We start from the raw sequence: 20944 nt of genomic DNA on the forward strand, positions 1-20944 counted from the left end.
CGCGATGTCGGTCCAGTATCGAAGCCGTCTCGGTTGTGTCTCGGCGAGGGAGTTCGGGTTCGGGTATCGGCGAAGTATCTTCGGGGTCCCAACTCGGTGGAGCCTCAGAGGATTCGGACCAGGATCTCCGAATGACCCGCCCGGATGATGTCTCCGTCGGCCAGCTGCCAGTCCTGCACCGGCGCACCGTTGACGGTGGTGCCGTTGGTCGAGCCCAGGTCGGACAGCATCGCCACCTGACCGTCCCAGCGAATGTCGATGTGGCGGCGCGACACACCGGTGTCGGGCAGGCGGAACTGTGCCTCCTGGCCGCGGCCGATGATGTTGTTGCCCTCCCGCAGCTGGAAGTGGCGTCCACTGCCGTCCTCGAGCTGCAGGGTCGCCGTGAACGTGTGCCCGTCCGGTGCGTACGCCTGCTGGCCGTAGCCGCCCTGGTCGTAGTCGGCGTACCCCTGCTGGTCGTACTGCTGCTGGTCGTAGCCGCCCTGCTGGTAGCCGCCGCGGTCGTAACCCTGGTCGTAGCCCTGCGGCTGCTGGTAGCCGGCGTCGGCGTAGGAGCCGTCCGGGTAGCGCGCGGGAGCCTGCTGGTCGTAGCCGCCCTGGTAGTCCTGCTGGTAGCCGCCCTGCTGGTAGTCGTAACCGGCGTCCGCGGGCTGCTCGTAACCGGGGGCCTGCGCGCCCTGGTCGTATGCCTGACCGTAGGCCTGATCCTGGGGGTACCCGCCGCGCTGGTCGTCGGGGTACTGCTGCTGGTCGTAGCCGCCCTGCTGGTAGCCGCCGCGGTCGTAACCGTTCTGGTAGCCCTGCGGGTACCGCTGGTCCTGACCCGCATGGGCATGACCGTTGCGCGCGTACTGCGGTTCGGGATTGCGGTTGCCCGCTGGTTCGCGGCTGGGGTCGTAGCCTGAGTTCTGCGTCATGGGGCCAGCTCCTGGATTCGACGTGACGGGTACAAACGGTGCCTGTGGTCGCGGTGCGGGACCGCGTGGCGGTTCGGGTCGCCCCGGCGTGGCCGCACCCTGGCGGCCGGCGTCCGGATCCACCGAACCCCGGGTGCGGAACTGCCCGGTGTGCAGTGACGGCGACGGTTCGAACGCGACATGAATGGGACCATACGTCTGCCAGCCCTGGTCGCGAATGAAGTCTTCGAGGTGTCGGGCAAAGGCCTTGACCGTCAACTCGCGGTCGGCGGCAAGCCCTTCGTGGTCCGAGTTGTTGATGGCGATGACATAGCTGTTCGGCGCGAGCAGGTGCCCACCGTCCAGTTGCTGGATCCGGTCGGAGGCTTCCTGCTGAAGCGCGGCCTCCACCTCCTGCGGCACCACACCACCGCCGAAGACCCGGGCGAACGCGTCACCCACGGCTCCCTGGAGCTTCCGCTCGAAACGTTGAACTATCCCCATCGGAACCTCCTCACGGTGCCTGTCGGTCGGGCCTTCTGTCCTCGGTGCGCGGCAGCCGTGACAAGACACGTCCGTGTCGCGCCACTGCCGTGCGTGGATCCCACGGTACTGTCATTGCCTCGAGCCATGACACGGGTCTACGCCCTTGCATGATATCGGTCTTTGCCTGAACGGGTGTTTTTGTCGCCGGTTCGGGTCCTGACCTGTACGAATCGTGATTTCTGGCGACCTCGTGTTAATGTTTCCGGGTCGCTCGGGCGAGTGGCGGAATGGCAGACGCGCTGGCTTCAGGTGCCAGTGTCCTTCGGGACGTGGGGGTTCAAGTCCCCCTTCGCCCACCACAGGCGATTCTTCGGAATCGCGACAACGAGGCCACGAACTCCACGGAGTGCGTGGCCTCGTTTCGTTGGTTGCACCGGTGCCTACTGGGGTCGGATCGGATTGCAGGCGACGCTGACGTACGTGACGATCCCCTCCTGCAGTCCGCAGGTCGTGTGGGCGCCCGTCGAGACGCCGACCTCCCACCACGGGGCGCCGTACCCGGCGACGCACGATCCGGTGGACGGTGTCCCGGCCGGCACCCACACGCCGTCGCGGCGGTAGCCCTGGATTCACGGAATGTGCGACACACCGCCGGGGCCGGGAATCGCCCGCGGCGTCAGGCCGAAGCACTCGACCGTCCCCAGGTGCACGGCGGTCCTGCCTGCGGGCACGTCCTGCGCTGTGTCGGTACGGCGCCGGAATCCGTTAGCCGACGGGCCCGCCGGGGTGGTGTCATCCCCACCCCAGGGTGCCTACCCGCGTGGTCGGCGCAGCCCGACGATGGAGTGGAAGCCACGTCGCGAACTTCCGGCCCTTCCGGCCGGAACCCGTCCCCTCGGCGGTTCGTGACGAATGACTCGAGTGTGAACCTGCCGTCCGGCTTCTTCCGCTCGGTTTCTGCGAACGTCGAGAGTGGGTTGTAGATGAGCATCAGCCAGGTCCGGGCCACCAGCTCGGCGAATGTCGGTGAGTACGTCGGTTCCGTCGCGACGATGGTGGAAGCCCTGTCGGTCGACTGGTGGTTCACGCCGGCGTTCGACGTGGTCGTGACCCTTTCCAGCGAGATCCCCTACTACCGCGGCCGGAAGGCCGTCCTGGCCTGGAACCGTCACTTCGGGTGGTCGCTCGGGGTCCACGGACTGTCCCAGGGCAACGTTCTGGTGGTCGAGGCACTCGGGTTGGGACCGGCCCCGGATCCCGCGCAGTGTTCCGATCGGGTCGCCGAGATGCTCACCGAACTCGCCGGCTGGGCCCCTCAGCGGGCGTCCGGAAAGCCCGCCCCGCGAATCGTGCACGGCCCCGGCGCTCCTCGCGGGTGACCCAGTTCGCGGGAACCCGTGCGGCCCCGGCGTCGACCGGCTTGGATAGCGAATATGGACGGCAGGAGAGCCCCCGATCCGCTGCGCCTCGCGGTCGGCGCCGCCGCGACCGCCGGCGGCGCGTTGCAGCGCGTGATCGGATTCGGCATCGACACGGCGCGACGCCTGCCGGGAGTCGACCCCGTTCTGGTCACCCTCGAGGAACGCGGCACCGAGACACTCCGCGGCGCCGACGAACTCGCGGACCGGGTGCTGCACGCGGTGCTGCGGAAGGTCGTGCGGGTCGCCCTTCAGGAGGTGGACCTCACCGCGATCGTGCGTGATCACGTCGACCTCGACGTCGTCGCCGAGGGCATCGACATCCAGCGGATCATCGACCGGGTGGACGTGGACGCGATCGCCGCCCGGGTCGACATTCCGCAGATACTCGACCGCGTCGACATCGACGCCGTCGCCGCGCGGGTCGACGTGGATGCGATCGTCGACCGCGTCGACGTGGATTCCGTCATCGGGCGCGTCGATCTGGTCGTGCTCGCCGACACCGTGATCGAGGGCGTCGACCTCCCGCGCATCATCCGTGAATCGACCGACTCGATGTCCAACGAGGCGGTCCGCGGGGTGCGCACCCAGGGCATGCAGGCCGACGACGCCGTCGCCGGGTTCGTGGGCAAGCTGTTCGGCCGCGGGCACGAACCGGACGATGCATGAGCGCCCCGGCGCACCGTGCCGCCGGGATCGTCACCCGCGGTCTGGCCTGCGGCATCGACCTGGCGATCGTCATGGCCGTGATGGGCGGAATCTACGTGGGTGCACTGTTCGTGCGGCTGCTGTTCTCCCCGCAGGCGTTCACGTTTCCCGATGCCAGTGCCCTCCTCTCCGTCAGCATGTTCATCGGCGTGGCCGTGCTGTACCTGACCGCGTGCTGGGCGGTGAGCGGCCGCACCGTCGGCGCCGTGATCATGGGGCTGCGGGTGGTCAGCCGCAACGGTGAACTGATCGGCTGGCTCCGCGCACTTCTCCGGGCGGTGCTGTGCGTGATGTTCGGGTTCGGGTTGCTGTGGGCGGCAGTCGACGGCAGGCGCCGGTCGCTGCAGGACATTCTGCTGCGGACCTCCGTCGTCTACGACTGGGAGCCGGATCTGCACGTCGGCGAGCCGGGCGCCTGACCGCGCACCCCGGCAGAGTGTCGTAGTGGCTGCCTAGCATGGGGTCATGTACACGGAGCGGCGGTCGGTGTTCCCCGGCGCCGTCGTGTGGCAGAAGACGGCGGCCGGCGGTGAGGCGGCGATCCTGCCGGACGGCTGCATGGACCTCATCTGGATGAACGGCGACGTCGTCGTGGCCGGCCCGGACTCCCGCCCGTATCTCACTCGCAGCCGAGCGGGTGACCGTTACGTCGGGTTGCGTTGTACCCCGGGCATTCTGCCGGACCTCCTCGGAACCCCGGCCGAGGAGTTGATCAATCAGCGGGTGCCGCTCGCCGACGTGCTGAGCAACCGCGTCACTGCAGAATTCCTCGGGAGGATCGCCGACGCCGCCGACCCCGGCCGGGCACTCGAGGAGTTCGCGCGGTCACGCCGGCTCCTCGGGCCGCCGCCGGACGGCCGAATCTCCGCGGTCGTGCGACTTCTGCAGCAGCAGGTGTCCGTCCGCGACGTCGCGGACGGAATCGGTGTCGGCGAGCGCCAACTGCACCGCCTGTGCCGACGGCAGTTCGGTTACGGGCCGAAAATGCTGGCCCGGATCCTTCGGTTGCAGTCGGCGGTCGGGCTGGCGGGGTCGGCCATTCCCGCTGCGCAGGCGGCCGGCATGGCCGGGTTCGCCGACCAGGCCCACCTGATCCGGGAGGCCCAGGAGTTGACGGGCCGCACGTTCGGTCAGCTCGTCACGGCGTGAGCGGGGCGAAGAGGTCGACGGAGTTGCCGTCGGGGTCGTCGACGGTGGCGTAGCGCTGCCCCCACGGTGCGTCCCACGGCTTCTTCTTGCCGGTGTACCCGGCGCCCGTGATCTCGTCGAAGAGTTTGTCGACGCCGGCAGCGGTCCCGCAGTCGAAGGCGAGCGCGATGCGATGCCCGCCGGCAGGTTCGGTCCAATCGGGGGTGAACGAGCGGATGGTCTCGATCGTGTCCCACAGCAGGCGGACCCCACCCGGAAGTTCGAATTCGACGTGCGGCGCCTGATCGGCGTCGGCCGGAATGTCGAGTCCGAGCCGCCGGTAGAACGCGAGCGACGTGGGCAGGTCGCGGACGACCAGTTCGATGGCACTGAATGTTGCGGTCATGCCCAGAACGCTAACGATCTCGGGCGGACCCGCATTGAAGGTTTCGGACATCGCGCACCCGGGGGTCCGATTTCTTCAATCATCCGGGTCGAGCAGCGGGGATGCTGGGTGTCATGACGACCGAATCAACGCATGTCAGTGTGTTCATCGCCCGGACCGCCGCCGACGTGTACGCGTACGCGAGCGACCCCGCCAACCTCCCCGCCTGGGCGGCCGGCCTCAGCAGCACCATCACCCGCGACGGGGACCGCTGGCTCGCCGACTCCCCGATGGGCCAGGTCGCGGTGACCTTCGCGCCCGCCAACGACTACGGCATCCTCGACCACGACGTCACCCTCCCCGGCGGCGACACCGTCTACAACCCCGTCCGCGTCATCCCCGACGGCGACCACAGCGAAGTCCTCTTCACCATCCGCCGGCGCGACGGCGTGAGCGCCGAAGAATTCGCGCAGGACGCCGCAACCGTCACCGCCGACCTCCAAAAGCTCAAGGAATTGCTGGAGGCGTGACGCGGTCGCGCTGTAGTCGCTTGTTGTCGCGTTTGCACACCGATTAGCCAGAATCTCACGCAATTGCGAGTGCAAATGGCAAATTCGTGTGCAAATGTCGAGCGGCTCCGGTCAGTTCAGTAATAGTCGAACGGCTGTTCCGGTGTGGAAGCGGCACGGTCCGCCCTGTTCGCCGCGGGCGAGCGCGTATCGGGCGTACTCCTGTTCGCTGGTGAACGCACACACCCAGTTGAGCCCGCCGAACGTGCTGGTCAGCAGCCGGTCGCTGTCGGTCAACGGGATGAGGAGCAGCGCCGAACGGAGGGCGTCGGTCAGCTTCGCGGGTTGACCGAAACCCTGACGGAACGCGTCCATTTCGGTGAGCAGCGCGCTGCAGTCGCCGATAGTTTCCCCAAGACAGCCCCCTGCTTGTCGAATGTCCTCCCGGCCCGGAAGGGTACTGGACGTACCGGCTCAGACCCGTTCCTCACGACCTTCGGCCACGGCCGTTGCCGCCGCGGCGACGCGTTGGTACGCCGCCCGGGTTTCGGGCGCGAGTTTGCCGTGTTCGATGACGATTCCCATGCCCAGGTGTTCGTCGTAGGGGATGGTCTCGACGCCCCACACCTGTCCGCCCAGGTATTCGCGGAGGAGGTCGAGATCCACCTGCCAGCCGGTGGCGTCCTGGTTGGACACGGTGACGACGGTGCGGGCGAGTCCGGGTTCGCCGAGCGTGTCACCGATCGACTGCAGTGCGGACCGGAGGCGGTTGAACGCGTCGGCCCGGCACGGGACGACGAGGACGATGGGGGTCGGCGTGGCCAGCAGCGGCGCGAGGTACGCGGCACGCAACCGGTGGCCGAGGTCGTGGACGGCACTGACGCCTCGGGTGCGCAGTGAGCCTGTGAGAGTGTGGAATTCGCGATCTGCCGCGGTCTGGTTGCCGATGCGGTTCAGGATGCGGGTGCCGGCACTGGTGCGGGAGCAGTATCCGTCGAACACGTCGTCCGCCACGGGGCCTGCGGCGGCGGACGCCACCAACTGTTCCAGGCCGCTCACCGACAGCACCGCGTCGGCGCCGCGTTCGGCGACATCGCCGCCCGCGGGAGTCGCGTCGACGGCGACGACCGCACCGCCGCGGGCCGCCTCGGTGTTGGCGAGCCCGAGCGTCGTCGTGGTGGCGCCTGCTCCTCCGCACGCCCCGAGGACCAGGGTCGACACCGGAAGTGCTTGCTGCAGTGGGTCGGTCACTTCGCGTCTCCAATGGATGTGATGTACGTGCGACCGTCGCGGTCCGCGGTGGTGACGACCTGCTCGTACCGTTTCGTCGACCCGTCCGGTCGCAGTTCCGCCAGCGTCACCGCGTAGCGGCCGGGTTCGGTTTCGGTGATGGCGAGGCAGTGCTCGGTGCCTTCGGGCAGCTGCGAATCGATGCCGCCCTGGATGGTCTCGGCGGACCCCAGCGGCGCGTCGGGAGCGACCACCTCGCGGGCCTTCGCGCCGCTTCGTGCGACGTAATAAGCGTGATCGAAGGCCAGGATCGCGGCGACGCCGTCGGAGGTCCCGCCGGGACCGTTGCCGACCACCGTCGCACCGTCGCGGGATGCGGTGCACCATCCTGCGGCGACCGGGTTTCCGCGCGCGTCACCGGAAGTCGAGGCGAACACGGCGACCCCACCGGCGACGACGGCGATCACCGCTGCGGCGGCTCCGGCGACCGCGAGTGTCCGCTTGCCGCGATCGTCCCGGACGGGCGGGGTGGGATCGGGTTCGTCGCCTGGCGTCAGCCATGTCGGCGCGGGGGGAGGGGGCAGCTGTTCGGGTTCGGGCTCCGCGACGGGAACCGTCGGTGCCGCGGCCGAGGGGAAGGGCGGGTACCAGTGCGAGAAGCGATCGAGGGCTGCCCTGTTCGGCGGTTCTGTCACAGTTGAATCCTCCACACCTCATTCCTCCGCGCGGAGCCCACCCCTGACGGCTCCGCGCGGGGGAATCGGATCACACGTGCAGCGTCGCCTGGCTGCGCACGTTCACGCCGCCGATCGTGGTGGTCGCCGGACCGCTGTCGGTCGACTGCAGCTGCGGGAGCTGCGGTGCGGGCAGGGACGCGATCGTCTGCACCAGCTGCCCGAACGCCGGGTACCGGTCGGCGGCGTCCGCGATCACGGCGGCGACTCGAGTGACGTCGACGGGTGCCGACCAGTTCGTCGGGTGCTCGGCGTTGGAGTCGGCCGAGAAGGCGGAGACGGTGGCGGCGGTCGGCGAGGACGGGTCGACGGCGACGCCCGCGGTGCCGGTGGCGTCACCGACGCGCCAGCCGATGGTCCCGACGTACCCCTCGGGGTTGCCGTACTGGCGGCCGTTGACGGCCACCGGCACCGCGCCGACCTGCGTGTCGGCGGCCGCGTTCACCTCGACCACCGGCTTCGGGACGGGAAGGGCGGGGGCGACGGGTGCCTGGTGCGACTTCGGCATGTCGTCGGGGTCGATCCACACGGTCGCGGGCTGGGCGGCCTGCTCGGCGGGCACGGACTGCGCCGCGGGTGCCGGTTCGGCCGGAGCCCCGCCCTGCACCAGGTCGGGTGCTGCGGGGGCGGCCGTCTCGGCGCCCGGGACCGCCAGCGGCGCCTGCGGGGGAGCGGGCGCCGTCGTGGTCGGCACGGCCGGGTCGGTGACGCCCGGCTGGGACGTGCTGGGCGGTGTGGACGGGACCGTCACGCCGGGTTGCGACGTGGTGGGCGGCGTCGCGGGATCGGTGACACCCGGCTGCGACGTCGACGGCGCGGTGGCCGGAGCGGCGTGTGCCGTCGCGGCCCCGAGCAGAGCGGCGGCGGACACCGAGATCGCGGCGGCCAGAGCGTGCATGCGGATTCTCAAGTCTTGACTCCTGAAGTCGAGCGGACATGGCTGATCGAACGGACGGGTGCTGACGAAGCACACGCAAGAGAGATGCAGATCAGAGGCACCGAAAGAGGGAAGCGAGCACAGCAGAATGCCTCCACCGACACGGTGGATGTGTTGTTTCCCCGATGAGATCCGTCCGTGCTGCCGGCGCACTGCCGCAGCCGTCGTTCACCGCCCCCATGACCGCCCCCGGTTCTTTCTCTTCCCCCTACCGCGGCAAAGTACCAGACGGGCAACCGTTCCCGCGCCCCCGGATTCCGGTCAGGCCAGGCCCGCGGCCAGCCTCACCGTCAGATCGCGCAGCGGACGGAGACGGCCGGTCATCGCGACGGCGGACATGGCGCGCGATCCACGCACCAGCCGCCGGGTCGCGGGCCGCCGCGTGCGGTCGTAGCGGCGCAGCGCGGTGTGAATGTCGGTGTCGGCGGTGAGGAATCGGCCGAGCGTGACGGCGTCGACGAGGGCCTCGCACGCACCGCGGCCGAGGTTCGGCGCCATCGCGTGGGCGGCGTCGCCGAGCAGCGCCGTGGTGCCCGATACGTACGACGGGAGGGCAGGCGACTCGTACAGGTCGTGGTGGAGCATCGCGTCGGGGGTGGCCGCATCCAGTACTGCCCGGACGTCGGCGTGCCAGCTCCCGAACCGGGACCGGAGGAAGTCGAGGCCGCCGGGGTGCCCGGCGTCGGTGCGGATGCACGCGAACCAGTTGACCAGTTCGCCGTCGCGCGGGGTGATGCCGAAAAGTGCGTCTGCGTCCCAGGTTTCGCTGACCGTGTCGCGGTGCCCGGGCACCCAGCCGCGCCAGGCGGTGGCTCCTACATATCGTGGCTCGAACTTCTCGCCGAACAGTTGCGTGCGGGTCGGGCTGCGCAGACCGTCCGCGCCGATCACGACGTCGCGGTCCGTCAGCGCGTCGAGGGCGGGAGCGGGAGCGGGGGTGCCGAACGAGATCATGCCGTCGGGCAGCGTCTCGGCGAGCGTGGCCAGCAGGGCGGGCCGCGACAGCAGGTAGGCGGTGCGGTCGCGGTTGTCGATGGTGCCGATCACGGATCCGTCGGGGCGCAGGAGCGACCCGCGGTGCTGCGGCGATCCCAGCGTGCGCACCCGATCGCCCGCGCCGATCGCGTCCAGCGCGTCGAGGGCCTGCGGCCACATGCCGAGCGCGGTGCCCGACGTGGGCAGGGTGTCGGCACGCTCGAACACGTCGACGTGCCAGCCGGCGCGGGACAGGTAGCGGGCGACGGCGAGCCCGCCGATGCCGCCGCCGAGGACTGCTGCGGAGTGCGTCATGACCACCACGCTACTACGGGTGTAGTGAATTTACTACCGTTGTAGTGTCGGTGTCATGGCAGACAAACGGGAGCAGGTGCTCGACGCCGCCATCGCGCTTCTCGGCACGAAGGGGGTCCGCGCCCTCACGCACCGCGGCGTCGACGAACTGGCCGGAATGCCGCAGGGGTCCACGTCCAACTACTTCCGCAGCCGGGGCGCACTGCTCGAAGGGATCGTCACCCGGCTCGTCGAACGGGACCGGGAGGACTGGGAGAAGTTCGCGCATCTCCGCCCCGACAGCACGCATGCGCTGGTCGACGCGCTGGTCGCGTTCGTGAGATTCTCCACCGGTCCGGACCGGGTCCGCACGGGCGCGCGATACGCGCTCTTCGTCGAGGCCTCCGTCACGCCGGGGCTCGACGCGAAGATCGGATCGGCACGGCGCGCCCTCGTGGAATGGGGCGCGGACATGCTGGAACTCGTGGGTTCGAAAAACCCCGCCTCGGACGCCGTCGTGATCACCGACTACCTGGACGGTCTCATCCTTCACCAGCTCACCGTCCCGGATCTCGATTTCGATCCGACTGCGGGAATTACAGCGGTCCTCGGCGCGCTCACTTAACATGTACTCAGTGCAGTCGGACGAGGTCCGCCCTCGACAATGCCCAGTTCAGAGGGTAAATAGGCCAACCTAAGTTGTGTTTCGTCAGGGGTTCTGAATTATCGTTTTCGTTACACGTTGGACCCACGAAAGTCCGACCCGACCGAAAAGCCACGTCGCCTGGTGCGAGGACCACACCCAGCGTGCTGCAAAAGGGCGATAGCCGATCGGTGGTGCCGAGCACGTCGTGACGGCACCTGCATTGCAAGTTGATGGCCATCAGCGCTGCTGGTCGTCGGTGCATCTTTTGGCATACGAAGGCTAGGTATGAAGCAACTTCCAGGCCCCCAGGGGCTGTATCACCCGTCGAACGAGCACGACTCCTGTGGTGTCGCGTTCGTCGTGGACATGAAGGGCCGCCGCAGCAGGGACATCGTCGAAAAGGCGATCACCGCGCTGGTGAACCTCGAGCACCGTGGTGCCGCGGGCTCCGAACCCAACACGGGTGACGGCGCCGGCATCCTCCTCCAGGTCCCGGACAAGTTCTTCCGCGCCGTGGTCGACTTTCCGCTGCCCGCGGAAGGTACGTATGCCACCGGCATCGCATTCCTGCCGCAGAGCAAGGCCGACGCGCAGCGCGCCGCCGAAGCCGTCGAGAAGATCGTCGAGAGCGAGGGCCTGAAGGTTCTCGGCTGGCGCGAGGTCGCGACCGACGACTCGTCGCTCGGCGCCCTGGCCCGCGACGCCATGCCGACGTTCCGGCAGATCTTCATCGGTAGCGAGAACGACGCCCTCACCGGCCTGGACCTCGAGCGCCGCGCCTACGTCGTCCGTAAGCGCACCGAACACGAACTGGGCAGCGAAGGCGCAGGCAAGGACGGCCCCGGTCGCGAGACCGTGTACTTCCCGAGCCTGTCGAGCCAGACGTTCGTCTACAAGGGCATGCTCACCACCCCGCAGCTCAAGGGTTTCTACCTGGACCTGCAGGACGAGCGCCTCGAGTCGGCCCTCGGCCTCGTGCACTCGCGCTTCTCCACCAACACGTTCCCGTCGTGGCCGCTGGCCCACCCGTTCCGGCGCGTGGCCCACAACGGTGAGATCAACACCGTCACCGGCAACGAGAACTGGATGCGTGCCCGTGAGGCGCTCATCGACAGCGACATCTTCGGCGGTCGCGATCAGTTGGAGAAGATTTTCCCGGTCTGCACGAAGGGCGCCAGCGACACCGCGCGGTTCGACGAGGTGCTCGAGATGCTGCACCTCGGTGGCCGCAGCCTGCCGCACGCCGTGCTGATGATGATCCCGGAAGCGTGGGAACGGCACGAGAGCATGGACCCCGCACGCCGGGCGTTCTACCAGTACCACTCGTCGCTCATGGAGCCGTGGGACGGACCGGCCTCGGTGTGCTTCACCGACGGCACCGTCATCGGCGCCGTCCTGGACCGCAACGGCCTGCGTCCGTCCCGCCTCTGGGTGACCGACGACGACCTCGTCGTCATGGCCTCCGAGGTCGGCGTCCTGCCGATCGACCCGGCCACCGTCGTGAAGAAGATCCGGCTGCAGCCCGGCCGCATGTTCCTCGTCGACACCGCCGAGGGTCGCATCATCAGCGACGACGAGATCAAGTCGGAACTGGCCGCCGAGCACCCCTACCAGGAGTGGCTCGACCAGGGTCTGACCCACATGAACGACCTGCCGGACCGCCCGTACACCTACATGTCGCACGAGCGCGTCGTTCTGCGTCAGCAGATGTTCGGGTACACCAACGAAGAGGTCAACCTCCTCGTCAAGCCGATGGCGATCTCCGGTGCCGAGGCTCTCGGTTCCATGGGTACCGACACCCCGATCGCCGTGCTGTCTTCGCGGTCGCGGATGCTGTTCGACTACTTCTCGCAGCTGTTCGCGCAGGTCACGAACCCGCCGCTCGACGCCATCCGCGAGGAGGTCGTCACCAGCCTCGGCGGCACCATCGGCCCCGAGCACGACCTGCTGCACCCCACCGCGGAGTCCTGCCGGCAGATCTTCCTGCCGCAGCCGATCCTGCACAACGACGACCTGTCGAAGCTCATTCACGTCAACGACGACGGCGACTTCCCGAACTTCCGCAGCGTCATCGTCCGCGGCCTGTACCCGGTGGCCGAGGGGGGAGCGGGTCTGCGCAAGGCCCTCGACGACGTCCGCTACCAGGTGTCGGAGGCCATCGCCGGCGGTGCGCGCCTCGTCGTCCTGTCCGACCGTGAGTCGAACGAGACGTACGCGCCCATCCCGTCGCTGCTGCTGACGTCGGCCGTGCACCACCACCTGGTGCGTGAGAAGACCCGCACCAAGGTCGGCCTCATCGTCGAGGCCGGCGACGCCCGCGAGGTGCACCACATGGCGCTCCTCATCGGCTTCGGTGCGGCAGCGGTCAACCCGTACATGGCGTTCGAGACCGTCGACGAGGCGGTGCAGAACAACGAACTGCAGGGTGTCAGCCTCGACAAGGCCATCCAGAACTACATCAAGGCCGCGGGCAAGGGTGTGCTCAAGGTGATGTCCAAGATGGGCATCTCCACCCTGGCGTCCTACACCGGCGCCCAGCTGTTCCAGGTCATCGGCCTGTCGCAGGACCTGGTCGACGAGTACTTCACCGGCTTGCAGTCCAGCCTCGGCGGCATCGGCCTCGACGAGATCGCCGCCGACGTCGCGGTCCGCCACGCCAACGCGTACCTGGATCGTCCCGAGGAGCGCGCGCACCGCGAGCTCGAGGTGGGCGGCGAGTACCAGTGGCGTCGTGAGGGCGAGTACCACCTGTTCAACCCGGACACGGTGTTCAAGCTGCAGCACTCCACGCGCACCGGGCAGTACGAGGTGTTCAAGGAGTACACGAAGCTGGTCGACGACCAGTCCGAGCGCCTCGCAGCGTTGCGCGGCCTCTTCGAGTTCAAGAAGGGCGTGCGCGAGCCCGTCCCGCTGGACGAGGTCGAGCCCGCCACCGAGATCGTCAAGCGCTTCTCGACCGGTGCGATGAGCTACGGCTCCATCTCCGCCGAGGCGCACGAGACGCTCGCGATCGCCATGAACCGCCTCGGCGGTCGTTCCAACTCCGGTGAGGGCGGCGAGAGCCCGGCCCGGTTCACCCCGGACGAGAACGGTGACTGGCGCCGGTCCGCGATCAAGCAGGTCGCGTCGGGACGCTTCGGTGTCACCTCGCACTATCTGACCAACTGCACCGACATCCAGATCAAGATGGCGCAGGGAGCGAAGCCCGGTGAGGGCGGCCAGCTGCCGGCGCACAAGGTGTACCCGTGGGTGGCCGAGGTCCGGCACTCCACGCCCGGCGTCGGACTGATCTCGCCGCCGCCGCACCACGACATCTACTCGATCGAGGATCTCGCGCAGCTGATCCACGACCTGAAGAACGCCAACCCGCAGGCCCGGATCCACGTGAAGCTGGTGTCCGAGGTCGGTGTCGGCACAGTCGCCGCGGGTGTGTCCAAGGCACACGCGGACGTCGTGCTGATCTCCGGTCACGACGGTGGCACCGGCGCCACCCCGCTGACGTCGATGAAGCACGCGGGCGCCCCGTGGGAACTCGGCCTCGCCGAGACCCAGCAGACGCTGCTGCTCAACGGTCTGCGCGACCGCATCGTCGTGCAGGTCGACGGCCAGCTCAAGACGGGCCGCGACGTCATGGTCGCCGCGCTGCTCGGTGGTGAGGAGTTCGGTTTCGCGACCGCCCCGCTGGTGGTGTCGGGTTGCATCATGATGCGGGTCTGCCACCTCGACACCTGCCCCGTGGGTGTCGCGACGCAGAACCCGGTGCTGCGCAAGCGGTTCAACGGCAAGCCGGAGTTCGTGGAGAACTTCTTCCTCTTCATCGCCGAAGAGGTGCGCGAACTGCTGGCGGAGCTCGGCTTCCGCACCCTCGACGAGGCCGTCGGGCAGGTGGACGTCCTCGACACCACGAAGGCGCTCGAGCACTGGAAGGGCAGCAAGGCCGGCAACCTCGACCTGTCGCCGATCCTGCACGAGACCGAGTCGGCGTTCATGGACCAGGACCTGTACTGCACGGGCACCCAGGACCACGGCCTGGACAAGGCGCTCGACCAGCAGCTGATCGTCCAGAGCCGCAACGCTCTCGACAAGGGCGAGAAGGTCACGTTCCAGTCACCGATCACCAACGTCAACCGCACGGTCGGCACCATGCTCGGTCACGAGGTGACGAAGGCGTACGGCGGCGACGGACTGCCGGACAATACGATCGACATCACGTTCACCGGTTCGGCCGGTAACAGCTTCGGTGCGTTCGTCCCCAAGGGCATGACCCTGCGCCTGCACGGCGATGCCAACGACTTCGTCGGCAAGGGACTGTCCGGTGGACGCCTCGTGGTGCGTCCGCCGCTGGAGACCGCGCCCGGGTTCGTCGCCGAGGACAACATCATCGGCGGCAACGTGATCCTGTTCGGTGCCACGAGCGGTGAGGCTCTGCTCCGCGGTGTCGTGGGCGAGCGCTTCGCGGTCCGCAACTCCGGTGCCACCGCCGTCGTCGAAGGTGTCGGCGACCACGGTTGCGAGTACATGACCGGCGGAAAGGTCGTCATCCTCGGTGCGACGGGACGCAACTTCGGTGCCGGCATGTCCGGTGGCGTCGCGTACGTCTACAACCCGGACAAGGCGTTCGAGGACAACCTCAACACCGAACTGGTGGATCTCGAGGACCTGACGGGTGACGACTTCACCTGGCTGAAGTCCGCCATCGAGCGTCACCGCGACGAGACGGGCTCCGAGGTTGCCGCGCGCATCCTCTCCGACTGGTCGCAGCAGGTCAATCATTTCGCGAAGGTCATGCCCCGCGATTACAAGAAGGTGCTCCTGGCCATCGAGGCCGCGAAGAAGGATGGAAAGAACGTGGACGAGGCAGTGATGGAGGCAGCTCGTGGGTGATCCAAGCGGCTTCCTGAAGCACACGTCGCGCGAACTTCCGGTTCGCAGGCCGGTGCCGTTGCGTCTGCTCGACTGGAACGAGGTCTACGAGGAGTTCTCGTCGGACACCCTGAAGACTCAGGCCAGCCGGTGCATGGACTGCGGTATCCCGTTCTGCCACAACGGCTGTCCGCTGGGGAACCTGATTCCCGAGTGGAACGACCTGGTGTACAAGGACCGGTGGCACGACGGCATCGAGCGTCTGCACGCGACCAACAACTTCCCGGAGTTCACCGGGCGGCTGTGCCCCGCACCCTGTGAGGCGTCGTGCGTCCTGGGCATCAACCAGGACCCCGTCACCATCAAGCAGGTCGAGGTCGAGCTCATCGACCGCGCCTTCGACGAGGGCTGGGTCAAGCCGGTGCACCCGACGCGTTCGACGGGCAAGAAGGTCGCCGTCGTCGGTTCCGGTCCCGCGGGTCTCGCTGCAGCGCAGCAGCTGACGCGCGCCGGGCACATGGTCACCGTGTTCGAGCGGGCCGACCGCATCGGCGGGCTCCTGCGGTACGGCATCCCCGAGTTCAAGATGGAGAAGCGGCACATCGACCGCCGTCTCGACCAGATGAACTCCGAGGGCACCGTCTTCAAGACGGGTGTCAACGTGGGTGTCGACATCACCGCGGACGCACTGCGCGCGCAGTTCGACGCCGTGGTCCTGGCCGGCGGTGCCACCGAGGCCCGCGACCTGCCGATCCCCGGCCGTGAGCTGGACGGCATCCACCAGGCGATGGAGTTCCTGCCGATCGCCAACCGCGTGCAGCTCGGCGATCTGGAGCAGCCGACCATCACCGCGGAGGGCAAGAAGGTCGTCATCATCGGCGGCGGCGACACCGGCGCGGACTGCCTGGGCACCTCGCACCGTCAGGGTGCCGAGAGCGTTTACCAGTTCGAGATCATGCCGAGACCGCCCGAGACCCGCGCCGAGCACACCCCGTGGCCGACGTACCCGTTGATGTACCGCGTCGCGTCCGCTCACGAGGAAGGCGGCGAACGCCTCTTCTCCGTGAACACCGAACGGTTCGTCGGTGCCGACGGCAAGGTGACCGCGCTGAAGGCCCACGAGGTCGAGATGAAGTCGGGTCGCTTCGAGAAGGTCGAGGGCTCGGACTTCGAGCTCGAAGCCGACCTCGTCCTGCTGGCGATGGGCTTCGTCGGACCCGAGAAGCCGGGCCTGCTCACCGATCTCGGCGTCGACCTCAACGAGCGCGGCAACGTCGCCCGCTCCGCGAAGTGGGCCACCAACGTCGACGGCGTCTTCGTGGCCGGCGACATGGGACGCGGACAGTCGCTGATCGTGTGGGCCATCGCCGAGGGTCGCTCCGCGGCCGCAGCGGTCGATGCGTACCTCGAAGGCAAGACGGCGCTGCCGTCTCCGATCGAGACCACCACCGCCCCGCAGCGGTAGCTGTAACCGCCAGTACAATCCGCACCCCGGTAGGTTTTCCTACCGGGGTGCCGGTTTATCGTGCGGGGGTCACGTTCGGTCGGTAACGTTCATTTACCGATCGTGCATCTTTAGGTCACGTCGTCCTGGCAGCATCCCGTCTGCTGGACGGCGAAGGGGAGAACAGGTTGATGCCATGGCTATGAGACGGGTTATCGCATTCTTGACCACAGTGGCCGCTGCCGCGGCCATCCCGGTGGCGTCGGGGGTGATGGGTACGAGCGCAGTAGCCAACGCAGACCCCTGCCCGAGCCTGTACGTGGTCGCCATTCCGGGGACGTGGGAAACGTCCACCAAGGCCAATGTCAGGCCGACTCCGGGTCTCCTGTCCGCGGTCACCAACGGCCTGCCGTCGTCGATCCGCACCGACTACGTCACGTACGCCGCCACGGCCTTCCCCTGGGAGTCGGACGTGTACGGGCGCTCGAAGGCGCAGGCGGTCACCAACGCCAAGGGCATGCTGTCGTCGATGGCGCAGCAGTGCCCCGACACCAAGTTGTCGATCATCGGCTACAGCCAGGGCGCCGACGCCGCAGGTGATCTCGCCGCGGAGATCGGCACCGGCCTCGGTGTCGTCCCGGCCGACAAGATCGCGGCCGTCGGACTCGTCTCCGATCCGCGGCGGTCGCCGACCGACGCCCTCGTCGGCCCCGCCGTCGCCGGCAGCGGCGCCGGTGGTCCCCGCATCGGCGGGTTCGGCTGGGTCAGCCAGAACACACGCACCTTCTGCGCGTACGGCGACCTGTACTGCTCGACGCCGAAGGACGACTTCGTGACGCGGCTCGCCGGGTTCCTCGCGCAGACGTCGGATCCGACGCCGAACCTGTTCGGCCGCTACCAGCAGGAAGCGCTCGCGATCTGGAACGACATCCTCGCGGTCGGCGGTGTGCCCGCGCTGATGGCTCAGCTGGACGAGCAGCACAACGAGAAGCGGATCGACGAGCTGGAGCAGTTCTACAAGTCGCAGGCCCACCAGGACTACACCAGCTACGCGGTCGACGGTTCGGGTACGCCGGCCACCACGTGGCTGAGGAACTGGTTGCGCGACATCGCGTGAGTTCCACCGAAGGCGGCAGGGGATGATGTCCATCGTGACCGACTCCCCTGCCGCCGTCGTCGGCTACGACGCCTTCGTGACCGTCCGCTGGTCCGACATGGACGCCTTCCAGCACATCAACCACGCACGGATGGTGACGCTGCTGGAAGAGGCCCGGATCGACTGGCTGCTCAGCGAGGGCAGCGAGAACTCGTCGCTCATAACGAGCGCGTTCATCGCCGACATCCACGTGAAGTACCGGGGACAGTTGCGGCATTCCGACAGTCCGCTGCGGGTCACGATGTGGATCGTGAAGCACCGGGCCGTCGACTTCACCATCGGCTACGAGGTCCGGGGTGCCCGTGCCGCGCTGACCGACCCGCCGGCCGTCACCGCGACCACGCAGATGGCCGTCGCGGATGTCGACGCCCAGCGGCTACGCCGCATCACTCCCACCGAGCGCGAGTACCTGGCCAGCTGGTCCCGCACGTGAGCGGCAAAGTGTGTTCCGGCACGCTTTCTCACTCACGTGCGGAGGGCGTCGGGGGCCGGCCGGGTGCAGGCGCCCACCCCCTGACGTCTCGGATCAGCTTGACGTCTCGGATCAGCCGAGGTCGAGGCGGGCGCCGAGCCGCATGCTGCCCGGGGTGAGGCGGCTCAGCACGCGCCCGAACTTGGCTTCGGGCGTGACGGGGACGACGGCCTTGTTGGACTTGACGGCCTTCACGATCTGGGTCGCCACCCGGTCGGGGGTGAAACCGCGTTTGCGATAGAGCTTGTCGGTCCGGTCGCGCATCTTCGCCTGTTCCTCCGGGGTGGCGCCGGCGAAGTCGGTGGCCTGGATGATGTTGGTGTGGACGAGTCCGGGGCAGATGGCGCTGACGCCGATGCCGTGATTCACCAATTCCGCTCGGAGACAGTCCGACAGCATGAACACCGCGGCCTTGCTCGTCGCGTACGCCGTGAGTCGCTTCTGCGGCGTGAACGCCGCGGCGGACGACAGGTTCACGATGTGCCCGCCCGTTCCGCGTTCGATCATCTGCTCGGCGAACGCGCGGGAACCGTAGACGACTCCCCAGAAGTTCACGTCCATCACCCGTTCGAAGTCCTTCTGCGGCGTCTGCGTGAACGTGCCCGAATATCCGATTCCGGCGTTGTTGATCACGACGTCGGGGGTGCCGTGCTCGGCCTGCACCGTCTCCGCGAAGCGCCGCACCTCGTCCTCCACCGTGACGTCCACCTGATACGCGTGGGAGCCGCCACCGAAGATGGCGACGGCGCCGCCGCCCTTCATCTGGGCGGAGTTGATGAGATCGGAGGTCTGCTGCGCGGATTCGAGATCGCGATCGGCGACCACCACCACGGCACCCTCGGACGCGAACGCCAGCGCGGTCTCGCGCCCGATCCCGCTGCCGCCGCCGGTGACGACGACGAGAGTGCCGTCGAGATCCCGCAGACGGTGATGCTTCCGTGCACCGCTGCGCCAGCCCCTGAATTCGCCGAGAAGACTCATGTGACCATCTTGTCCGAGTACGGTCGTTCGTGTGCTGATCTGGTACGTCAGCTATGGATCGAACATGGCTGCGACGCGTCTGACCTGCTACCTGCGTGGTGGTCGCCCGGCCGGGGGCAGCCTCGTGCACACGGGCGCCCGCGATGCGCGCGCCCCACGCGCGTCGATGCCGGTGGTGATACCCGGCACGGTGTTCTTCGCGGGAGAGTCGCGGATCTGGGGCGGCGGGCGCGCGTTCTACGACCCCGACGCACCCGGCACCGTCGCGGCCCGCGCCTTCCTGGTGACGCGGGAACAGTTCGAGGACATTCACGCGCAGGAACCCGCCTGCTACGACCGCCTGGTCACACTCGGATCCCGCAGCGGCGTTCCCATGTGCACGTTCACCACCCGCGCCCGCGGCGACGTCGTCGCCAGGAACGCGCCGGCGCCCGCCTACCTCGCGACCATCGCGGACGGCCTCCGCGAGGCGCACGGCTGGGACGAACCGAAGGTCGCCGATTATTTGACGCGACTTCGGGTTTCCTAGCCGACCCAACTGTGCTTACGTGAGACGGGCCACACGAGGTGGCGTTCACGAAAGGGAGTCGATGTCCGATCTGCATGTCGTAGCGACCATTCCTGCCAAGCCCGGCTCCGAGGAGATTGTCGGCGGCGGACTGTCCGCGCTGGCCGCGGAGAGCCGCAAGGAAGAGGGCTGCATCTCGTACGAGGTCTTCGAATCAGCCGCGGTGGCGGGAACCTTCGTCACCGTGGAGGTGTGGACCGGCCAGGAGGCGCTCGACGCGCACATGCAGTCGCCGCACTTCCAGGCCGCACTCGGGACGTTCGGTGAGCACCTCGCCGGGGCACCGGGGATCCACCCGCTGAAGCCGGTTTCCTAGAGTCGTATTTCGTGACCACACCACTCACCGTCATCGCCCCCGAAGGTCCGGCCCGCGGCGGCGTCGTCGTCATCCAGGAGGCGTTCGGCGTCACCGAGCACATCGTCGACGTCTGCCGTCGTTTCGCCTCGGCCGGGTATCACGCCGTCGCTCCGCACCTGTTTCACCGGAACGGTGATCCGGTGCTGGCCTACGACGACCTTCAGGCGGCGATGCCGCTGATGGGTGAGCTCACCGCGGCGAACATCGACGAGGACGTCGACGGGGCCGTCGCGGCTCTGTCGGCGGCCTCGATCGACCCGCGGAACACGGCGATCGTCGGGTTCTGCATGGGCGGGACGGTCGCGTTCCACACGGCGACGCGGCTCGAGCTCGGGGCGGCGGTGAGTTTCTACGGCGGTGGCATCGCGAAGGGGCGGTTCGGGTATCCGACGCAACTCGACGCCGCCGGCCTGCTGCGAACGCCGTGGCTGGGCCTGTTCGGTGACCGCGACAAGGGGATCCCGGCCGAGGAGGTCGAGGAGTTGCGCACCGCCGTCGCGCACGCCCCGGTGGACACGGAGATCGTCCGCTACCCCGAGGCCGAGCACGGCTTCCACTGCGACGACCGGCCCGCCGTGTACAACGAGGCGGCCGCCCGGGACGGATGGGCGCGCACGCTGCAGTGGTTCGGCACCCACGTGGACGGCACACGCGCAGCCGGAACCGACTGACCGCGGCCGAATCCCCTCGGGTGGACGGAAATGCGATATTCGTCCACCAACGAGACACGTCACGGCGTGTTGCGTTCACCGC

Annotated in this window: 22 protein-coding genes and 1 tRNA gene; 15 read left to right on the top strand and 8 right to left on the bottom strand. The window is 68.3% G+C overall.

Annotation, left to right across the window (positions count from 1 at the left end; all coding sequences use genetic code 11):
* Positions 1 to 104: 104 nt before the first annotated feature.
* Positions 105 to 1403 carry a DUF3662 and FHA domain-containing protein gene (locus P3H15_RS38975; RefSeq protein WP_276142139.1) on the bottom strand — a complete coding sequence of 433 codons (1299 nt, stop codon included), beginning with the start codon at positions 1401 to 1403 and terminating at the stop codon, positions 105 to 107.
* A 255-nt stretch (positions 1404 to 1658) separates the two neighbouring features.
* On the opposite strand from P3H15_RS38975, the gene P3H15_RS38980 reads away from it, so the two are divergent.
* The 6 genes from P3H15_RS38980 to P3H15_RS39005 all read left to right on the top strand — a co-directional run bounded on the left by P3H15_RS38980 (position 1659) and on the right by P3H15_RS39005 (position 4660).
* Positions 1659 to 1744, top strand: a tRNA-Leu gene (locus tag P3H15_RS38980).
* Positions 1745 to 1865: 121 nt separating this feature from the next.
* The gene (locus P3H15_RS38985; RefSeq protein WP_276142140.1) at positions 1866 to 2006 is read left to right on the top strand and encodes a hypothetical protein; all 141 of its coding nucleotides are present in this window, start codon (positions 1866 to 1868) and stop codon (positions 2004 to 2006) included.
* A 362-nt stretch (positions 2007 to 2368) separates the two neighbouring features.
* Positions 2369 to 2764, top strand: coding sequence for a DUF6292 family protein (locus tag P3H15_RS38990; protein WP_276142141.1), 396 nt, complete (start codon positions 2369 to 2371; stop codon positions 2762 to 2764).
* A 54-nt stretch (positions 2765 to 2818) separates the two neighbouring features.
* Positions 2819 to 3472, top strand: a complete 654-nt coding sequence (locus P3H15_RS38995; protein ID WP_276142142.1) for a hypothetical protein — start codon at positions 2819 to 2821, stop codon at positions 3470 to 3472.
* Entirely contained in the window at positions 3469 to 3930 is a 462-nt protein-coding gene (locus P3H15_RS39000) for an RDD family protein (protein ID WP_276142143.1), read from the top strand. Before P3H15_RS38995 ends, P3H15_RS39000 begins: the two co-directional genes overlap by 4 nt.
* Positions 3931 to 3976: 46 nt before the next feature.
* Entirely contained in the window at positions 3977 to 4660 is a 684-nt protein-coding gene (locus P3H15_RS39005) for an AraC family transcriptional regulator (RefSeq protein ID WP_276142144.1), read from the top strand.
* Here the strand turns inward: P3H15_RS39005 and P3H15_RS39010 are convergent.
* Positions 4650 to 5045 (bottom strand): VOC family protein, encoded by a 396-nt coding sequence (locus P3H15_RS39010; RefSeq protein WP_276142145.1) that lies wholly within the window; start codon positions 5043 to 5045, stop codon positions 4650 to 4652. The two genes, P3H15_RS39005 and P3H15_RS39010, sit on opposite strands and share 11 nt — an antisense overlap.
* A 113-nt stretch (positions 5046 to 5158) precedes the next feature.
* On the opposite strand from P3H15_RS39010, the gene P3H15_RS39015 reads away from it, so the two are divergent.
* Positions 5159 to 5554: an SRPBCC family protein gene (locus tag P3H15_RS39015; RefSeq protein ID WP_276142146.1), complete on the top strand. Its 396-nt coding sequence runs from the start codon at positions 5159 to 5161 to the stop codon at positions 5552 to 5554.
* A gap of 111 nt (positions 5555 to 5665) precedes the next feature.
* On the opposite strand, the gene P3H15_RS39020 is transcribed toward P3H15_RS39015, so the two are convergent.
* The 5 genes from P3H15_RS39020 to P3H15_RS39040 all read right to left on the bottom strand — a co-directional run bounded on the left by P3H15_RS39020 (position 5666) and on the right by P3H15_RS39040 (position 9724).
* Positions 5666 to 5908, bottom strand: a complete 243-nt coding sequence (locus P3H15_RS39020; RefSeq protein ID WP_276142147.1) for a hypothetical protein — start codon at positions 5906 to 5908, stop codon at positions 5666 to 5668.
* Positions 5909 to 6007: 99 nt separating this feature from the next.
* Complete coding sequence (locus tag P3H15_RS39025) at positions 6008 to 6784, bottom strand: hypothetical protein (protein ID WP_276142148.1); 777 nt, start codon at positions 6782 to 6784, stop codon at positions 6008 to 6010.
* Positions 6781 to 7458 carry a hypothetical protein gene (locus tag P3H15_RS39030; RefSeq protein ID WP_276142149.1) on the bottom strand — a complete coding sequence of 226 codons (678 nt, stop codon included), beginning with the start codon at positions 7456 to 7458 and terminating at the stop codon, positions 6781 to 6783. The genes P3H15_RS39025 and P3H15_RS39030 overlap by 4 nt, the downstream gene beginning before the upstream one ends.
* A gap of 70 nt (positions 7459 to 7528) precedes the next feature.
* Positions 7529 to 8395, bottom strand: coding sequence for a glycoprotein (locus tag P3H15_RS39035; RefSeq protein ID WP_276142171.1), 867 nt, complete (start codon positions 8393 to 8395; stop codon positions 7529 to 7531).
* A 300-nt stretch (positions 8396 to 8695) separates the two neighbouring features.
* Positions 8696 to 9724, bottom strand: coding sequence for an FAD-dependent oxidoreductase (locus tag P3H15_RS39040; RefSeq protein WP_276142150.1), 1029 nt, complete (start codon positions 9722 to 9724; stop codon positions 8696 to 8698).
* Between the two features lie 55 nt (positions 9725 to 9779).
* Here P3H15_RS39040 and P3H15_RS39045 point away from each other — a divergent pair, with 55 nt between their 5' ends.
* The 5 genes from P3H15_RS39045 to P3H15_RS39065 all read left to right on the top strand — a co-directional run bounded on the left by P3H15_RS39045 (position 9780) and on the right by P3H15_RS39065 (position 18245).
* The gene (locus P3H15_RS39045) at positions 9780 to 10328 is read left to right on the top strand and encodes a TetR/AcrR family transcriptional regulator (protein WP_276142151.1); all 549 of its coding nucleotides are present in this window, start codon (positions 9780 to 9782) and stop codon (positions 10326 to 10328) included.
* A 306-nt stretch (positions 10329 to 10634) separates the two neighbouring features.
* On the top strand, positions 10635 to 15233 hold the full coding sequence (gltB, locus tag P3H15_RS39050; RefSeq protein WP_276142152.1) for a glutamate synthase large subunit: 4599 nt from the start codon (positions 10635 to 10637) through the stop codon (positions 15231 to 15233).
* Positions 15226 to 16677: a glutamate synthase subunit beta gene (locus tag P3H15_RS39055; protein WP_276142153.1), complete on the top strand. Its 1452-nt coding sequence runs from the start codon at positions 15226 to 15228 to the stop codon at positions 16675 to 16677. The genes gltB and P3H15_RS39055 overlap by 8 nt, the downstream gene beginning before the upstream one ends.
* 181 nt (positions 16678 to 16858) lie before the next feature.
* The gene (locus tag P3H15_RS39060; protein ID WP_276142172.1) at positions 16859 to 17773 is read left to right on the top strand and encodes a cutinase family protein; all 915 of its coding nucleotides are present in this window, start codon (positions 16859 to 16861) and stop codon (positions 17771 to 17773) included.
* Positions 17774 to 17795: 22 nt separating this feature from the next.
* Positions 17796 to 18245 (top strand): thioesterase family protein, encoded by a 450-nt coding sequence (locus P3H15_RS39065; protein WP_276142154.1) that lies wholly within the window; start codon positions 17796 to 17798, stop codon positions 18243 to 18245.
* Positions 18246 to 18356: 111 nt separating this feature from the next.
* Here P3H15_RS39065 and P3H15_RS39070 read toward each other — a convergent pair whose 3' ends face one another.
* A complete protein-coding gene (locus P3H15_RS39070; protein WP_276142155.1) occupies positions 18357 to 19265 on the bottom strand; it encodes an SDR family NAD(P)-dependent oxidoreductase in 909 nt (302 codons plus the stop codon).
* A 31-nt stretch (positions 19266 to 19296) separates the two neighbouring features.
* Here P3H15_RS39070 and P3H15_RS39075 point away from each other — a divergent pair, with 31 nt between their 5' ends.
* From P3H15_RS39075 to P3H15_RS39085, 3 genes are all read left to right on the top strand, one after another.
* Positions 19297 to 19794: a hypothetical protein gene (locus P3H15_RS39075; protein ID WP_346348827.1), complete on the top strand. Its 498-nt coding sequence runs from the start codon at positions 19297 to 19299 to the stop codon at positions 19792 to 19794.
* A 61-nt stretch (positions 19795 to 19855) separates the two neighbouring features.
* Entirely contained in the window at positions 19856 to 20149 is a 294-nt protein-coding gene (locus tag P3H15_RS39080; protein WP_276142157.1) for a putative quinol monooxygenase, read from the top strand.
* Between the two features lie 11 nt (positions 20150 to 20160).
* A complete protein-coding gene (locus P3H15_RS39085) occupies positions 20161 to 20862 on the top strand; it encodes a dienelactone hydrolase family protein (protein ID WP_276142158.1) in 702 nt (233 codons plus the stop codon).
* Positions 20863 to 20944 lie beyond the last annotated feature (82 nt).

This window comes from Rhodococcus sp. T2V (assembly GCF_029269925.1).
In the GTDB taxonomy this organism is placed as follows: domain Bacteria; phylum Actinomycetota; class Actinomycetes; order Mycobacteriales; family Mycobacteriaceae; genus Rhodococcus_F; species Rhodococcus_F koreensis.

Excerpts from the sequence above, each read along its gene's own strand:
- P3H15_RS39060 (WP_276142172.1), top strand. The coding sequence starts at position 16,859 with ATGAGACGGGTTATCGCATTCTTGACCACAGTGGCCGCTGCCGCGGCC.
- P3H15_RS38990 (WP_276142141.1), top strand. The coding sequence starts at position 2,369 with ATGAGCATCAGCCAGGTCCGGGCCACCAGCTCGGCGAATGTCGGTGAG.
- P3H15_RS39015 (WP_276142146.1), top strand. The coding sequence starts at position 5,159 with ATGACGACCGAATCAACGCATGTCAGTGTGTTCATCGCCCGGACCGCC.
- P3H15_RS39010 (WP_276142145.1), bottom strand. The coding sequence starts at position 5,045 with ATGACCGCAACATTCAGTGCCATCGAACTGGTCGTCCGCGACCTGCCC.
- P3H15_RS39000 (WP_276142143.1), top strand. The coding sequence starts at position 3,469 with ATGAGCGCCCCGGCGCACCGTGCCGCCGGGATCGTCACCCGCGGTCTG.
- P3H15_RS39035 (WP_276142171.1), bottom strand. The coding sequence starts at position 8,395 with ATGCACGCTCTGGCCGCCGCGATCTCGGTGTCCGCCGCCGCTCTGCTC.
- P3H15_RS39080 (WP_276142157.1), top strand. The coding sequence starts at position 19,856 with ATGTCCGATCTGCATGTCGTAGCGACCATTCCTGCCAAGCCCGGCTCC.
- gltB (WP_276142152.1), top strand. The coding sequence starts at position 10,635 with ATGAAGCAACTTCCAGGCCCCCAGGGGCTGTATCACCCGTCGAACGAG.
- P3H15_RS39045 (WP_276142151.1), top strand. The coding sequence starts at position 9,780 with ATGGCAGACAAACGGGAGCAGGTGCTCGACGCCGCCATCGCGCTTCTC.
- P3H15_RS38975 (WP_276142139.1), bottom strand. The coding sequence starts at position 1,403 with ATGGGGATAGTTCAACGTTTCGAGCGGAAGCTCCAGGGAGCCGTGGGT.
- P3H15_RS39020 (WP_276142147.1), bottom strand. The coding sequence starts at position 5,908 with ATGGACGCGTTCCGTCAGGGTTTCGGTCAACCCGCGAAGCTGACCGAC.
- P3H15_RS38995 (WP_276142142.1), top strand. The coding sequence starts at position 2,819 with ATGGACGGCAGGAGAGCCCCCGATCCGCTGCGCCTCGCGGTCGGCGCC.
- P3H15_RS39040 (WP_276142150.1), bottom strand. The coding sequence starts at position 9,724 with ATGACGCACTCCGCAGCAGTCCTCGGCGGCGGCATCGGCGGGCTCGCC.
- P3H15_RS39005 (WP_276142144.1), top strand. The coding sequence starts at position 3,977 with ATGTACACGGAGCGGCGGTCGGTGTTCCCCGGCGCCGTCGTGTGGCAG.
- P3H15_RS39065 (WP_276142154.1), top strand. The coding sequence starts at position 17,796 with ATGATGTCCATCGTGACCGACTCCCCTGCCGCCGTCGTCGGCTACGAC.
- P3H15_RS39070 (WP_276142155.1), bottom strand. The coding sequence starts at position 19,265 with ATGAGTCTTCTCGGCGAATTCAGGGGCTGGCGCAGCGGTGCACGGAAG.